The organism is Bacillus swezeyi, from assembly GCF_030908325.1.
GTDB lineage: Bacteria > Bacillota > Bacilli > Bacillales > Bacillaceae > Bacillus > Bacillus swezeyi.
The window spans coordinates 2898469-2912429 of the sequence record NZ_CP133085.1 but is presented as its reverse complement, the minus strand read 5'-3'; the positions used below and the strand labels follow the sequence as shown (position 1 = coordinate 2912429).

General features: G+C 44.7%; 16 protein-coding genes. 14 read left to right on the top strand and 2 right to left on the bottom strand.

All coding sequences use genetic code 11. The annotated features are described in order from the left end of the window. Positions 1 to 14: 14 nt before the first annotated feature. The 4 genes from pstC to pstB (RBH91_RS14345) are packed head-to-tail and all read left to right on the top strand — an operon-like array spanning position 15 to position 3471. Positions 15 to 944, top strand: coding sequence for a phosphate ABC transporter permease subunit PstC (pstC, locus tag RBH91_RS14360; RefSeq protein ID WP_307892008.1), 930 nt, complete (start codon positions 15 to 17; stop codon positions 942 to 944). Next, positions 944 to 1828 carry a phosphate ABC transporter permease PstA gene (pstA, locus tag RBH91_RS14355; protein ID WP_307892007.1) on the top strand — a complete coding sequence of 295 codons (885 nt, stop codon included), beginning with the start codon at positions 944 to 946 and terminating at the stop codon, positions 1826 to 1828. Before pstC ends, pstA begins: the two co-directional genes overlap by 1 nt. 23 nt (positions 1829 to 1851) lie before the next feature. Continuing rightward, a complete protein-coding gene (gene pstB / locus RBH91_RS14350; protein ID WP_076761872.1) occupies positions 1852 to 2679 on the top strand; it encodes a phosphate ABC transporter ATP-binding protein PstB in 828 nt (275 codons plus the stop codon). Positions 2680 to 2691: 12 nt separating this feature from the next. Continuing rightward, positions 2692 to 3471 (top strand): phosphate ABC transporter ATP-binding protein PstB, encoded by a 780-nt coding sequence (gene pstB, locus RBH91_RS14345; protein ID WP_307892006.1) that lies wholly within the window; start codon positions 2692 to 2694, stop codon positions 3469 to 3471. A 93-nt stretch (positions 3472 to 3564) separates the two neighbouring features. Here pstB (RBH91_RS14345) and RBH91_RS14340 read toward each other — a convergent pair whose 3' ends face one another. Both RBH91_RS14340 and RBH91_RS14335 read right to left on the bottom strand, forming a co-directional pair. Next, positions 3565 to 4056, bottom strand: a complete 492-nt coding sequence (locus RBH91_RS14340; RefSeq protein ID WP_307892005.1) for an endolytic transglycosylase MltG — start codon at positions 4054 to 4056, stop codon at positions 3565 to 3567. Next, positions 4053 to 4403, bottom strand: coding sequence for a hypothetical protein (locus tag RBH91_RS14335; protein ID WP_076761962.1), 351 nt, complete (start codon positions 4401 to 4403; stop codon positions 4053 to 4055). The genes RBH91_RS14340 and RBH91_RS14335 overlap by 4 nt, the downstream gene beginning before the upstream one ends. Positions 4404 to 4577: 174 nt before the next feature. Here RBH91_RS14335 and RBH91_RS14330 point away from each other — a divergent pair, with 174 nt between their 5' ends. The 10 genes from RBH91_RS14330 to RBH91_RS14285 all read left to right on the top strand — a co-directional run bounded on the left by RBH91_RS14330 (position 4578) and on the right by RBH91_RS14285 (position 13841). Further along, positions 4578 to 5072 (top strand): hypothetical protein, encoded by a 495-nt coding sequence (locus RBH91_RS14330; protein WP_307892004.1) that lies wholly within the window; start codon positions 4578 to 4580, stop codon positions 5070 to 5072. Then, positions 5069 to 6193, top strand: a complete 1125-nt coding sequence (locus RBH91_RS14325; protein ID WP_307892003.1) for a glycosyltransferase family 4 protein — start codon at positions 5069 to 5071, stop codon at positions 6191 to 6193. The genes RBH91_RS14330 and RBH91_RS14325 overlap by 4 nt, the downstream gene beginning before the upstream one ends. A 105-nt stretch (positions 6194 to 6298) precedes the next feature. Continuing rightward, complete coding sequence (rpmG, locus tag RBH91_RS14320; protein WP_003153056.1) at positions 6299 to 6448, top strand: 50S ribosomal protein L33; 150 nt, start codon at positions 6299 to 6301, stop codon at positions 6446 to 6448. Between the two features lie 50 nt (positions 6449 to 6498). Continuing rightward, positions 6499 to 7071 (top strand): 5-formyltetrahydrofolate cyclo-ligase, encoded by a 573-nt coding sequence (locus RBH91_RS14315; RefSeq protein ID WP_307892002.1) that lies wholly within the window; start codon positions 6499 to 6501, stop codon positions 7069 to 7071. A gap of 42 nt (positions 7072 to 7113) precedes the next feature. Further along, the gene (locus RBH91_RS14310; protein ID WP_094777333.1) at positions 7114 to 7287 is read left to right on the top strand and encodes a hypothetical protein; all 174 of its coding nucleotides are present in this window, start codon (positions 7114 to 7116) and stop codon (positions 7285 to 7287) included. A gap of 104 nt (positions 7288 to 7391) precedes the next feature. After that, positions 7392 to 8930 (top strand): rhomboid family intramembrane serine protease, encoded by a 1539-nt coding sequence (locus RBH91_RS14305; protein ID WP_307892001.1) that lies wholly within the window; start codon positions 7392 to 7394, stop codon positions 8928 to 8930. Positions 8931 to 9002: 72 nt separating this feature from the next. Continuing rightward, positions 9003 to 10457: a spore germination protein gene (locus RBH91_RS14300; protein WP_076761865.1), complete on the top strand. Its 1455-nt coding sequence runs from the start codon at positions 9003 to 9005 to the stop codon at positions 10455 to 10457. 98 nt (positions 10458 to 10555) lie between these two features. After that, entirely contained in the window at positions 10556 to 10753 is a 198-nt protein-coding gene (locus tag RBH91_RS14295; protein WP_076761864.1) for a YqgQ family protein, read from the top strand. Between the two features lie 26 nt (positions 10754 to 10779). Next, positions 10780 to 11754, top strand: a complete 975-nt coding sequence (locus RBH91_RS14290; protein WP_307892000.1) for an ROK family glucokinase — start codon at positions 10780 to 10782, stop codon at positions 11752 to 11754. Between the two features lie 182 nt (positions 11755 to 11936). Then, on the top strand, positions 11937 to 13841 hold the full coding sequence (locus RBH91_RS14285) for an LTA synthase family protein (RefSeq protein ID WP_076761862.1): 1905 nt from the start codon (positions 11937 to 11939) through the stop codon (positions 13839 to 13841). Positions 13842 to 13961 lie beyond the last annotated feature (120 nt).

Below are 13961 nucleotides of genomic sequence, written 5' to 3'. Positions count from 1 at the left end.
TAGGAGTGTAAAAAATGGCTCAAAAAATAGAGAAACTGTCCGCGAAAGAGCGGCTGATCAGCTCCAAACAAAATCGTAAAATGGATGAATTCCGGGGGAGAATGCTTGTTGCTTCATGTGCTTTTATTATGATGGCAGCTGCGATTTCAATCACCATCTTCCTTGGAAATAAGGGGTTGCAATCTTTTCTGGCCAATGGTGTAAGCCCAATTGAGTTCTTAACCAGTTTAGATTGGAATCCAACGAATCAAAACCCTCAATACGGGGCGCTTCCGTTTATACTCGGATCTTTTGCAGTGACCCTTCTTGCATCTTTGATTGCTGCACCGCTGGGAATCGGGGGCGCGATTTTCATGACGGAAATCGCACCTTCATGGGGAAGAAAAGTACTGCAGCCGGTTGTGGAATTGCTTGTTGGCATTCCTTCCGTCGTTTATGGATTCATAGGCCTTACAGTATTAGTGCCGTTTATTTCACAGTTTAAAACAAGCGGGTCAGGGCACAGCCTGCTGGCAGGAACAATCGTCCTCGCTGTCATGATTTTGCCGACGGTCACCTCTATTTCAACGGATGCGCTGATGTCTCTTCCGAAAAACCTGCGGGAAGGATCATATGCATTGGGGGCGACTAGATGGCAGACGATTAGAAAGGTTCTGATTCCGGCAGCTCTGCCATCGCTTCTTACAGCGGTCGTGCTGGGAATGGCAAGGGCATTTGGCGAGGCTTTAGCCGTTCAGATGGTCATCGGAAACTCACGGAACCTTTTTGAGAGCTTGTTGGATCCTGCAGGGACATTGACAACGATTATCACGTTAAACATGGGTCATACAACTTACGGAAGTGTGGAAAACAATACGCTTTGGTCAATGGGACTTGTACTGTTGCTCATGTCGTTCTTGTTCATTCTGCTGATCCGTTATCTGTCATCCAGGAGGAAACTGTAATGAACAGCAAAGTAACCGATCGTATCGCAACAGGTGTATTTGGATTGATTGCCGCGGTCATTACGGCCATTCTTGTCGGCTTGTTTGCTTATATTATCACAAGCGGTGTTTCACACATCAGCCTCGACTTTCTCACATCGCGCTCCAGCGCGCTTTCAAGCGGGGGAGGGATTCGTGATCAGCTGTTCAACTCATTTTATATTTTAGTGCTGACAATGCTGATTACCGTTCCGCTTGGGGTCGGCGGCGGCATCTATATGGCTGAATATGCGCCCACCAATAAACTGACGGATTTTATCCGCATCTGTATTGAAGTTTTATCATCCCTTCCTTCGATTGTTATGGGGATGTTCGGCATGCTGATGTTCGTCAATCTCACCGGCTGGGGATACAGCATTATCGGCGGAGCCCTGGCATTGACAGTCTTTAACCTTCCAGTGATGGTGCGGGTGACTGAGGATGCAATCCGCTCCGTACCAAAGGAACAAAAAGAAGCTTCTCTTGCTTTGGGCGTATCCAAGTGGCATACGATCAAAACCGTTTTGATCCCGGGTGCCGTTCCGTCGATCATCACAGGTGCAATTCTCGCGTCAGGGCGTGTATTTGGCGAGGCTGCTGCATTGCTGTTTACAGCCGGCCTGACAACGCCGAGGTTGAATTTTGGCGATTGGAACCCATTTTCGGAAACATCTCCGCTTAATATTTTCAGACCGGCAGAAACGCTTGCCGTTCATATTTGGAATGTTAATACACAAGGCATTATTCCCGATGCAGAGGCGATTGCAAACGGTGCATCAGCAGTGCTCGTTTTATCCGTCTTGCTCTTTAATCTGGCTGCAAGATGGTTCGGCTCCTTTATTCACAAAAAATTAACGGGAAGATAAATGAGAAGGAAGGGTGAAATTTTATGGTTCAGGTCCAAATTCCGACTTTGGAAATCGTGCGTGAGAATATCGGAATTGCCCCGTTTCCTGAAGCGAAAGAGCACATTTTAGAAGTGCAGAATTTAAATATTCATTATGGAGAAAAGCGGGCTGTCAACAACATTTCTTTCAATATTGACAAACAGGCTGTAACGGCGCTGATCGGCCCCTCAGGCTGCGGAAAATCGACTTTTTTGAGAAGCATCAACCGGATGAATGATCTGATTCCATCCGCCAAAACGACGGGGGCAATATTGTATGAAGGACTGAATATTCTTGATTCCAATATTAACGTTGTCAATCTGCGGAGAGAAATCGGTATGGTTTTTCAGAAGCCAAATCCTTTTCCAAAATCGATTTACCACAACATTACCCATGCTTTAAAGTATGCCGGGGAACGAAAGAAATCAGTTCTGGATGATATCGTGGAAGAAAGCCTGACGAAAGCCGCGCTGTGGGATGAAGTGAAAGACCGCCTTCATCAGTCAGCTCTTTCACTGTCAGGCGGTCAGCAGCAGCGCCTCTGCATCGCAAGGACGCTTGCCATGAAACCTGAAGTGCTCCTGCTGGATGAGCCTGCTTCTGCGCTTGATCCGATCTCAAACTCGAAAATAGAGGAATTAATCGTCGCTTTAAAAAAGGAATATTCCATCATTATTGTCACGCATAATATGCAGCAGGCTTCAAGGATTTCAGATCAGACTGCATTTTTCCTAAACGGAGATTTGATTGAATATGACAGAACGGAAAAAATCTTTATGAACCCTTCAGAAAAAAAGACGGAGGATTATATCAACGGCAGATTTGGATAAGGAGGACGGCATATGAGCGCTCTAACGGCAGCAAAGCCAAAAGACGTGTACCGGATCAGCGATTTGAATTTATGGTACGGAGAACATCACGCATTAAAAAACATTAACCTGACAATTCCTGAATATGAAATTACGGCGATTATCGGACCGTCCGGCTGCGGAAAGTCAACTTTCATTAAGACGTTGAATCTGATGATCAATATGGTGCCGAATGTCAAAATGACCGGCCAAATCAGCTATAACGGCAGCAATGTGCTGAACAGCAAAGTCGATCTTGTAGAATTAAGAAAAAAAGTCGGCATGGTTTTTCAAAAAGGAAATCCATTCCCTCAGTCCATTTTTGATAATGTCGCATACGGACCGAGAATTCACGGGCTGAAAAATAAAAAAGAACTGAATGAAAGGGTGGAAAAAGCGCTGGTTGATGTGGCGCTGTGGGATGAAGTGAAAGACCGTCTCCATGCCCAGGCGCTCGGACTTTCCGGAGGGCAGCAGCAGCGCCTCTGCATTGCAAGAGCGCTGGCGACAAATCCGGATGTATTGCTGATGGATGAGCCGACATCTGCTCTTGATCCCGTCTCCACTTTGAAAATTGAAGAGCTTATGCTGAAGCTGAAAGAAAAGTATACGATTGCCATTGTAACTCATAACATGCAGCAGGCCTCCCGTATCTCTGATCAAACCGCTTTTTTCCTCATGGGAGAGCTCATTGAGTGCAATGATACGATCAAGATGTTTTCAAGTCCTGATGACTATCGGACAAAAGATTATATAACCGGCCGTTTTGGCTGAAAAAACAGGCTGTCGATCTGATCGGCGGCCTGCTTCTTGGTGTGTGGAAATGAGAGGTGAAAAAAACAGGCTGAACTTGAACAGCCTGTTTTTTTATTTGGACAGCGTTTTGACAATGTTTTTTAAACTGTCTCCGCGTTTTAAATCATATTTACCTGCGCGGATCTTGGATTCGTTTCCGGTTTTTTTCACATAATCTTTGAAGTCGTCAGCAGAAGAGATCACCTTTTCTTTTGCAAGGATGTCAGCAACCTCTGCAGTGCTCATGCCGCTCTTAATTTCAAGCTTATATTTGGAATCTTTTTTGGTGTTTTCTTTATCTTTTTCTTTGTCTTCTTCTTTTTGCTTCGCATCATCCTGCTTGAGTGCGGTCTCTTTATAATTCAGAAGCTCTTGATATTCTTCGCGCTTAAGCGAAACTTGCTGGTTGGCCTTCAAATACGTTTTGACGTCTGCTTCACTGATCTTTTGACTGTCTTTTGAAGCCTCGGCTTTTCCGTTGTCGGTCAGGTAAAATGCTCCGGCAAGAACTGCCGTAGCTAAAACCATTCCTCCGGCAAAGGCCTGTACACTTTGTCTCGTCATACAAGCACCCTCTCGTTGTCTTTAATGATCGCTTTTACATCTTCAACAGAGACATGCTCCGCTTTCGCGATGGCATCCACCGACATGCCGTTTTGATACTTTGAAAGAATCTGTTTTGCGATATGCTGGCTGATTCCTACGTTTGGTCTGCGGACGACAACATTTGAATCGATAAGCTCTTCTTCAAGCACCTTCATTTTCTTTTTCAGCTTATAGATTTCCTGCATGGCCGACAGCTGAAGTGTTTCCAGCTCTTGTTCAACTTCTTTAATCGGTTCTCTTTGAAAATATGAGAATGCGATCAGCGCAATACTGACAACAATCAGCGCAATGATAGCAACTTCCACGTTCATCACCTTCAATTCTTATTTTCTCCTTCTTTTTTATACCATAAAAACGCTTGCTTCAAAAGGAGTTAATGAAAAAAATAAAAATTTTGTCGAAAAAATTAATTTTCATTGCGTCCCAGAAGACGTTTCAAATAGGATAGGAAATAAAGGGTTTCCAGGGAGGGCATGGCGGTGAAAAGGAAATACGGGAAAAAACCTTTTCAGAATAGTATTCGAAATGATGTATTGTTTTCTAACGATATTTTAAAAATATTTTCGGAAGAACGTGAAGAATTGACACTGACATGGGAATTGACAGAGGCTTCGCTTGCAGCTGCCGAAGCTGTTCTGTTTGAAGATATAAAAGATGTAGAAAAACAAATTTGGCTCATGTGTATAAAAGACGGGCAAACAAAAGTGCGAACCATACATACCGGGGCGTTTAAAGGAGAAGTAACGGTTTCTCCAGCCTTAGGGGACGCTTTTTACAAAGCGGAATACCGGATTTATAATTCGCTGAACATTTCGCTGACGGCTCTCGCCTCTGACCGTTTTTATCTTAAGAAAAACAGAGTCAAATCCAATGAGCGTTTTTTCATCCAAGATAAACGGCATGACTGGACTGATCAATTTTCCGCATATACATGCTATTCTCTAAAAGAAGGAAAGGGGCCTGCATCTTCGTGAACATTTTGGTGCTGTCGCTTGAAAATCCGTGCTCGCTGAAAAGCGGGGCAGGCCGTTATTTGAAAAACCAGCTTGAATTATTGAAGGATGATATCATGTTTACGGTCTGCACGCTGCGTCCAGAGGAAAGCTGTTTCGAAAATAGCGACGGGGCATGGAAAACGATTGAGATACCGCTTAAGTTCGGGGCTTGCGCTTCTTTTGAAGATGCTTTGGCAGAGATGAATTTTCAGATGATCAAAAAAGTGCTCGAATTTGCAGGGCGTTTTGATCTGATTCATGCAAACGATGATGTCACGGCTCCTGCTGCCTTCTACCTTAAACATGCCTTGCAGCTTCCGCTTATTTCGACGATACATGGCCTTGAAAGCGACCGAAAAAAAGCGGCTGGCGAAAAAGCGCATCCATACAGGATGCTGCTTGAACGTTTGATTTTGAAAGAAAGCCGGCGAGTGATTGTTTTGAGCAGCATGATGAAGCAGGCGATAAAAGAGAAATCTTCACATGCCGCGGAAAACGTTCAAATCATTCCAAATCCGTGCCGAAAGACAAAAACGGCAAAAAAACAGCTGAAAGCCGTCCCTTATCTTTTTTCTTACGGCCGATTTGTTCCGGAAAAAGGATTTTTCCGACTGCTCCGCACTTTTAAAGAACTCGCCATGCTGCAGCCTGATCTTGAACTTGTCATTGCCGGAGAAGGCCCCCTCAAAAGCGAATATGAGAAAGAGGCAAAAACGTTGGGAATCGAGAGGCGTGTCACGATTCTTCCTTTCATCTGTGACCAAGAAAGGGAAAGCTGGCTCGCTTACAGTGAAATGGCTGCTTTCCCAAGTGCATATGAACCATTCGGCATTGCCGTTCAGGAGAGCATGACGGCAGGCGTTCCCGTCGCCGCGGGAAAAAATGGGGGGTGGAATGATTTCGTCATTGACCGTGTCACCGGCTTTCGGGTCGATTTTGAGAATCCGTGCCAAGCCGCCCGGACGCTGGACGACCTTCTTCGCAGCGAAGCGATCAGGAGGAAAGTCAAACAGACGGGACAGGCGTTCATTTGGCAGCTTCATAACCCTGAGAAGATAAGAAAATTGTTTTTGGAACGCGTATATACACCGTCTTTTTAGCAAACAGCAGGCAAACTAAAAAAAACGCCTGGCATTCCGGCGTCATAAGTGGTATTATAGATAAGTCTGAACAGCAAATGATATATAGTTTGGAGGGAAAAATAAATGCGCGTAAATATTACTTTAGCTTGCACTGAATGCGGCGAGCGTAACTATATTTCTAAAAAGAACAAGCGTAATAACCCAGATCGCGTTGAATTCAAAAAGTATTGCCCACGTGACAAAAAATCAACTTTACACCGTGAAACAAAGTAAGCAGCAGGGATTTTCCTGCTGTTTTTTCAATTTTATAAGGGGGGAGAAAAGTGAAGCGCGTTTTAAGGAACGATGTCAAAAAAGCGCTTGCGAAGCTGACTGACCAAGAATTTCGGCAAAAAACGCAAGCGATTCATCAGTCTTTTTTTCAATCAAAACAGTGGAATGAAGCCTCTGTCATCGCTCTTACCATATCGAAAAAGCCTGAAGTGCCGACAATGCCGATTATTGAACGGGCCTGGCGGGAAGGAAAGACGGTCTGCATTCCAAAATGTTTGCCTGAGACAAAGGACATGCACTTTCGCCGGTTCAAAGATGAGAGCGAACTGGAAGTCGTTTACTTTGGTTTGCAGGAACCGATCGCTCATAAAACCGAGCTGATCGCGTCCGAAGACATCGATTTCATGCTTGTTCCAGGCATATGCTTTGATCGAAGGGGGTATCGAATCGGCTATGGAGGCGGATATTATGACAGATATTTGGCCGATTTTACGAAAGAGACGGCATCCCTCGCTTTTCATTGCCAAATCATCGGACAGGTTCCCTATGAAGTGCATGACATACCGGTCAAACAAATTTTCACTGAAGAAACAACCTTCATCTGCGGGGCTTCTCCTGAATAAATATTAAAAAATGAGATACGATACGGTTATAGGAGGGATCATATGAGAAAAGTTACTTTTATTGTATTAGGCGCACTCGCCGCTCTCGTGTTTTTTCAAAACCGCTATCGTGTCATCAATTTCATTCTTGGTCAGAACAGAATCCGCCACTATTTCATTCATTGGATGATGAGGATTCCGTTTATTCGAAATAAATTTATCCAGCAGGCTTTTTAAATCCCGGTTCAAGCGGGATTTTTTTAAAATACCGAAGGCGTTCATGCCAAGCAATCAGACGTGTTTCCTGTTATAATGGACAAAAACAATTGTGGAGCGTCGCGATGTATTCATTTGATTATACGTACTGGAATTTAATCGGGAACCTTTTGAAACGGGATTTTGAGCTTGTCCAGGCGCCTGCTTCGTACGGGGAAGCGTGGCTTGATGCGAGGGGGAACGCCCCGTATGATTTGATCCGCATATACCGAAAGGATGTCGATTTCAGGCAGGAGCTCGTTCGTGATCTTGAGTCTCTTTCTGAAAGGGCAGAACGGCTGAGAGCGGCTTCGGGCAGACGAAAGCTTTCTATATTGAATGTGTATTTATCAATGCAGGCGCCGGTTGATGAATGGGAGGATGTTGTCAGCCATCCGGTTGCAGATAAGCGAGTCAGCATTGTGCCGATTTTTATTGATCAGGCATCAGCTGAAGAGGGCTGCCGAAAAATCGCCCTGGCATTAAACTTGAACCCCGATGATTTAACAGGCCTCATCCGGGATGCTTCATATGAAGAAGTGGAGCAGATCAAAGCTGAGGTTTTAGCGGCCGCTGAGAAGAGAGAGGAAGAAAGGCGGCGGGAAGCGGCGATGTTTGATAGAGGAAAACCGATTCTTACTTGGTTTTTCGCCGCACTTCAAGTGATCATGTTTCTCCTCTTGGAAATATCAGGAGGGAGCCAAAATACCGATACGCTGATTCGTTTTGGGGCCAAGGAAAACAGCCTGCTTTTAGCGGGTGAATGGTGGAGGCTTCTGACGCCGATCGTCCTTCACATCGGCCTTGTCCATCTCATGTTTAACACATTCGCATTATTGTCGGTAGGCGCCGCTGCGGAAAGAGTTTACGGTTCGTTTCGTTTTCTTGTGATTTACATATCAGCCGGCATCTTCGGTTCGATCGGCAGCTTTTTGTTTAGTCCATACCCTTCAGCAGGAGCGTCAGGAGCCATCTTCGGCTGCTTGGGCGCCCTTTTATATCTCGCTTTTTCGAATCGGAAAGCTTTCTTAAAAACGATCGGAACGAATATTATGGTGATTATCATCCTGAACCTCGGGCTGGGCTTCACCGTTTCAAATATTGATAATGCGGGCCATATCGGCGGATTGATCGGCGGGCTTTTGACGGCGCTTGCGGTCGGACTCCCGGGAAAAAGAAAGCCTGTCCAGCGGCTGGCAGGCTGGACCTTAGTGCTGGCCGTAGGCGGAGGCGCCCTATATTGGGGAATACATTCAGCGCCAATGCAGGAAAGTTCCATGCTGTATCAGGCAGGGAAATGGTATAAAGAAGGAGAGTATCAGAAAGTAAAAGAGGTGTTGCAGGATGTCGCTGAACAGCCGGATGTTTCAAGCGACGCATTGAGGCTGCTCGCTTCTTCAGAAATTCAGCTCGGCCAATATGAAGAGGCTGAAAAGCGGCTGGAAGTGATTGTGAAAAAAGACCCTTCAGACCATGTCTCCCTCTATAAACTGGCTGTACTCTATGCAAGAAAAGGCGAATTGACAAAAGCGGAGCAATCCGTTGAAAAAGCTTTAAAAGAAAAACCAGATGAAGATATGTATCAAACGCTTCGGGACAAAATAAAAAAAGAAACAGCCCAATAATAAAGTATGAAAAGCTTCCGTTATGTTAAAAATGGTTTGAAGAACAGATTCATTTGACGGGAGCTTTTTATAATGGAAAAAAAGCATTTTGTTCAGGAGAATTTAGCTGAAAATGTCGACTATTTAAATGAAAAGCTTGGGGTCGATAAGAGCTTTGACATGATCAGGCTCGATGTGGTTTATGCGGGGAGAAACATGGCGCTCTATTTGGTCGATGGATTTGTAAAAGACGATATTATGCACTATCTGTTGAAAAATCTGTCAAAACTCTCTCCGGATTGTTTAGAAGAAGATCCGCTGGAAAAGCTGATTAAAACCCACATTCCCTACGTTGAAATTGATACCGAGGAAGACCTTGACAAAGTCGCTGACCAGGTGTTGTCAGGGCCGACCGTCCTGCTTGTCGACGGCATTGATCACGCAATTATTATAGACGCGAGAACATATCCGGCCAGAAGCCCTGAAGAACCTGATAACGAACGTGTTGTCAGGGGATCAAGGGACGGTTTTGTCGAAACGATTGTATTTAACACCGCATTGACGAGAAGAAGAATCCGCGATCGATCATTAAGAATGGAATTCCTTCAGATCGGCAGAAGAAGCAAAACAGATGTCGTCATCTCCTACCTCGAAGACATCGCCGATTTAGAAAATGTAAAAAAGCTCAAACAATCATTGGAAGCGATCGATACGGATGCCCTGACAATGGCGGAAAAAACGCTGGAAGAATATATCGGCGGCAGACATTGGAACCCATATCCGACGGTCCGTTATACAGAAAGGCCGGATACTGCGGCCGTTCATTTATATGAAGGGCATATTCTCGTCTTTGTCGACGGCTCGCCAAGCGCTTTGATTACCCCGGCTACCTTTTGGCACCATTTGCAGCACGCTGAAGAGTACAGGAACAAGCCTCTTGCGGGCGCTTATATGAGAATGGTTCGTTTTATATCGGTACTGGCATCAATCTTTTTGCTGCCTTTATGGTTCTTGCTTTCTATTCATCCTGAACTGCTGCCTGATGCCCTTCAATATATAGGCCCTGAAAAAAAAGGAGCCCTTCCCTTGCTGGCGCAATTTTTAATCATCGAAATAGGCGTCGATATGATGAGGATGGCCGCGATTCACACGCCATCGTCGCTTGCTACAGCTCTCGGTCTTGTGGCGGCACTAATGATAGGGGAAGTTGCTGTACAGGTTGGACTCTTCTCACATGAGGTCATCCTGTACTTGGCTGTCGCGGCAATCGGCACATTTGCCACGCCAAGCTATGAAATGAGTGTGGCAAACCGGCTCGTCAGAATCGTGCTTCTCATCGTTGCCGGAGCATTCGGCCCGATCGGATTCGTCATCGGCATATTCTGCTGGATTGTTTATTTGGTCAGGATGAAATCTTTCCATGTGCCTTATCTGTGGCCGTTTATTCCTTTTGACTACAGAGCGTTTCGCGATATTGCGATCCGCACGCCAATGCCTTTAAAGAATAGAAGGCCCGTATTTTTAAATCCCCAAGATCCGGACCGCTAAAAGCCTGCTTTCATTCAGAAAGCTGGCTTTTTTTTTGCTTGACGCAAGACAGCTTTATTTATAACCTATTGTTAGACGTGAAAAGAATGGTGAATAAGATGAAAACAGCATATGATGTCCAGTTATTTCTGAAACGATTCGGATGCTTTGTTTATTTCGGAGATCGCGAGCTGGAGCTCGAGTTCATGATGGAAGAACTGAAAGAAATGTTCCTATCAAATCTGATCGAAAAAGAACAGTGGGCGCAAGCCATGTCAATTTTGCAGAATGAACTGACAAATATAAAGAGAAAATAAAACAGTTGGAGTAGGGGGATTTAAACATGAATGACAGCTGGCTGGTCGGGATCGACCTTGGAGGAACGACCGTGAAACTCGCTTTTGTAAGCGCTTATGGCGAGATACAGCATAAGTGGGAAATCCCGACGGACAAGTCGGGAAACACCGTTACATTAAGCATTGCCAAAGCGATTGACAGCAAACTGGAGGAAATAGGAAAGCCGAAGCGGATATTGAAATGGATTGGTATGGGAGCACCCGGGCCCGTCGATACAGAGACAGGCATTGTTTATAAAACGACCAATATGGGCTGGGAAAACTACCCTTTGAAAGACCACTTAGAGGCTGAGACAGGATTGCCGGCAGTCATTGAAAATGATGCGAATATCGCCGCTCTCGGCGAAATGTGGAAAGGGGCCGGAGACGGCGCAAAAGACTTGTTCCTCGTCACTTTGGGAACCGGAGTCGGCGGCGGTATTATTGTAAACGGTGAAATTGTCCACGGAAAAAACGGAGCGGGCGGAGAAATCGGCCACATCTGTTCGGTTGCCGAAGGCGGAGCGCCATGCAACTGCGGCAAAACAGGCTGTATTGAAACAATCGCATCAGCTACCGGGATCGTCAGAATCGCCAAAGAAAAAGTCGAGGGCGGCGGCTGTGAATCGGTCTTGACAGGATTCCCCGACTTAACGGCCCGCCATATCTTTCAAGCGGCTGAACAAAACGATCCGGCTGCAGTGCAGGTCGTCGAATATGTCACAAACCATTTGGGGCTTGTCCTCGCCAATTTGGCGAGCTCTTTGAACCCTTCCAAAATCGTGATTGGCGGCGGCGTCTCCAAAGCCGGCGAAATCCTTCGCTCAAAGGTTGAAAATTCGTTTGGAAAATATGTATTCCCAAGAGCCGGAGAAGCTGCTGATATTGTCATCGCTTCCCTCGGAAATGATGCGGGCGTCATCGGGGGCGCATGGATTGCAAAAAACGCATGGCTGAAAAGTGAGGCGCAGCCTGTTATATAAAGCTTTTAAGGGTCTAAAAAGGCGTTTTATTAACACTTTTAAACAATTGTTAAAAATGATTGATTTTTTTGTACAGACAGGTTAAGATATGGTTTAGTAATTTTAGCGATTTTTCTAAAAAAAACAATATGTGGAAATAACATTTGCTGAAACATGTGTCTTGCTGCATAGGGAGGTTTGGAATGCGAAAGCCATTTTTATCGAAAATTTCATTTTTGCTAGTTGCGACATTGCTGATGTGGCTGAAAACGTATGTCGTCTACAAAACCAGCTTCAATATTAAAATAGAAAATTTCATGCAGGAATTTATATTGTTTATCAACCCTTTAAGCTTTTTGCTTTTTGTATTCGGAATCGGCCTGTTTTTTAAAGAGAAAAACAGAAACCGGTTTATCATTGGAACAAGCATCGTTCTGACGTTCGTTCTCTTGGCAAACATGGTTTTCTACCGTTTTTACAACGACTTCTTGACGATTCCTGTACTGTTCCAGACGAATAATATGGGTGATTTGGGGAGCAGCATCAACTCTTTGTTTATGCCCACTGATCTGCTCCTCGCCGTCGACATTGCCATTTTGATTTGGCTGTACAAGCGCCAGACGGATAAAACCGGCCGTACGGCGACAAGAAAAGAACGAGCGGCTTATTTTCTATTTGTCGCTGCTGTTTTCTTTTTCAATTTAGGGATATCGGAGACAGAAAGACCGCAGCTTTTGACGAGATCGTTTGACAGAGAAGTGCTGGTAAAGAACATCAGTCTTTACAACTTTCACATCTATGACGGCCTTATCCAGTCAAAGCAGACTGCCCAGCGCGCTCTCGCTGACAGCAACAGTCTCACAGAGATTGAAAACTATGTCGATGCGAACCGGACGGACACTAACAAAGATTTGAACGGAATTGCCAAAGGGCGCAATGTCATTCTCGTCTCTTTGGAATCCACGCAAAGCTTTGTCGTCAACCAAAAATTGAACGGTAAAGAAATCACCCCTTACTTGAACGACTTGATCAAGAAAAGTTACAATTTTGAAAATTTTTACCATCAGACAGGCCAAGGAAAAACCGCCGATTCTGAATTCATCGTCGATAACTCTCTTTATCCGCTGGGAAGGGGAGCGGTCTTCTTTACGAATGCAGGAAATGAATATACGGCGATGCCGGAAATATTAAAAAATCATGGCTACTATTCTTCGATCTTCCATGCGAACAACAAAAGTTTCTGGAATCGGGATATCATGTATGAAACTTTAAAGTATGATAAATTTTACGATATCAATTCATATGACGTAAATGAGGAAAACTCCGTAGGATGGGGATTAAAAGACAAAGAATTTTTTGAGCAGTCGTCAAAGCTGATGAAAGAGCTGCCTCAACCGTTTTACACCCGTCTCATTACCTTGACGAATCATTTTCCGTTTGAACTTGATGAAGAAGACAAAATGATTGACGAGTTTGATTCAAAGAGCCGAACGTTAAACAGATATTTCCCGACTGTCCGCTATCAGGATGAAGCACTCAAGCGCTTTATTGAAAAGCTGAAAGAGGACGGCCTTTATGATAATTCAATCATCGTTTTATACGGTGATCATTATGGAATTTCCGAAAATCACAATGAAGCAATGGGGCAGTACCTCGGAAGAGAAGTGACGCCTTTTGAGGAAGTTCAGCTTCAAAAAGTGCCGCTTGTGATTCACATTCCTGGAGTAACCGATAAAGATCCGAAAACGATTGATACGGTCGGGGGCCAAATTGATATCCGTCCGACTCTGCTGAACTTGCTTGGAATTGATTCAAGCGATCAGATTCAGTTCGGAAATGACCTGTTTTCCAAAGACAAAGCGGCGTTCACAGTGCTCCGTGACGGCAGCTTTATCACGAAAGACAAAGTATACACTGACGGTGTATGCTATGATAAATCGACTGGACAGCCTTCGAAAGATAAAGAAAGCTGTGAACCGTACATTGAAAAGGCTAAACAGGAGCTTTCGTTCTCAGACCAAATCATTTACGGCGATTTGTTGAGGTTTTATGACAGTGAACGATTAAAAAAGCCATCTGATCAAAAGAAGGACAGTGAAAAAGAATAAAAAAGCTTCCAGCCTTTACGGGCGGCAGCTTTGATGGGACGGTTTCCGAAACCGGCCTATTTTTTTATTACGTGGTTTCATAATGATCTGATATATGATCCGGTCTGTACCGCTGCAGAT

Coding starts and splice junctions, on each gene's coding strand:
- pstC (WP_307892008.1), top strand. CDS start 15: ATGGCTCAAAAAATAGAGAAACTGTCCGCGAAAGAGCGGCTGATCAGC.
- pstA (WP_307892007.1), top strand. CDS start 944: ATGAACAGCAAAGTAACCGATCGTATCGCAACAGGTGTATTTGGATTG.
- pstB (WP_076761872.1), top strand. CDS start 1,852: ATGGTTCAGGTCCAAATTCCGACTTTGGAAATCGTGCGTGAGAATATC.
- pstB (WP_307892006.1), top strand. CDS start 2,692: ATGAGCGCTCTAACGGCAGCAAAGCCAAAAGACGTGTACCGGATCAGC.
- RBH91_RS14340 (WP_307892005.1), bottom strand. CDS start 4,056: ATGACGAGACAAAGTGTACAGGCCTTTGCCGGAGGAATGGTTTTAGCT.
- rpmG (WP_003153056.1), top strand. CDS start 6,299: ATGCGCGTAAATATTACTTTAGCTTGCACTGAATGCGGCGAGCGTAAC.
- RBH91_RS14310 (WP_094777333.1), top strand. CDS start 7,114: ATGAGAAAAGTTACTTTTATTGTATTAGGCGCACTCGCCGCTCTCGTG.
- RBH91_RS14305 (WP_307892001.1), top strand. CDS start 7,392: ATGTATTCATTTGATTATACGTACTGGAATTTAATCGGGAACCTTTTG.
- RBH91_RS14300 (WP_076761865.1), top strand. CDS start 9,003: ATGGAAAAAAAGCATTTTGTTCAGGAGAATTTAGCTGAAAATGTCGAC.
- RBH91_RS14295 (WP_076761864.1), top strand. CDS start 10,556: ATGAAAACAGCATATGATGTCCAGTTATTTCTGAAACGATTCGGATGC.
- RBH91_RS14290 (WP_307892000.1), top strand. CDS start 10,780: ATGAATGACAGCTGGCTGGTCGGGATCGACCTTGGAGGAACGACCGTG.
- RBH91_RS14285 (WP_076761862.1), top strand. CDS start 11,937: ATGCGAAAGCCATTTTTATCGAAAATTTCATTTTTGCTAGTTGCGACA.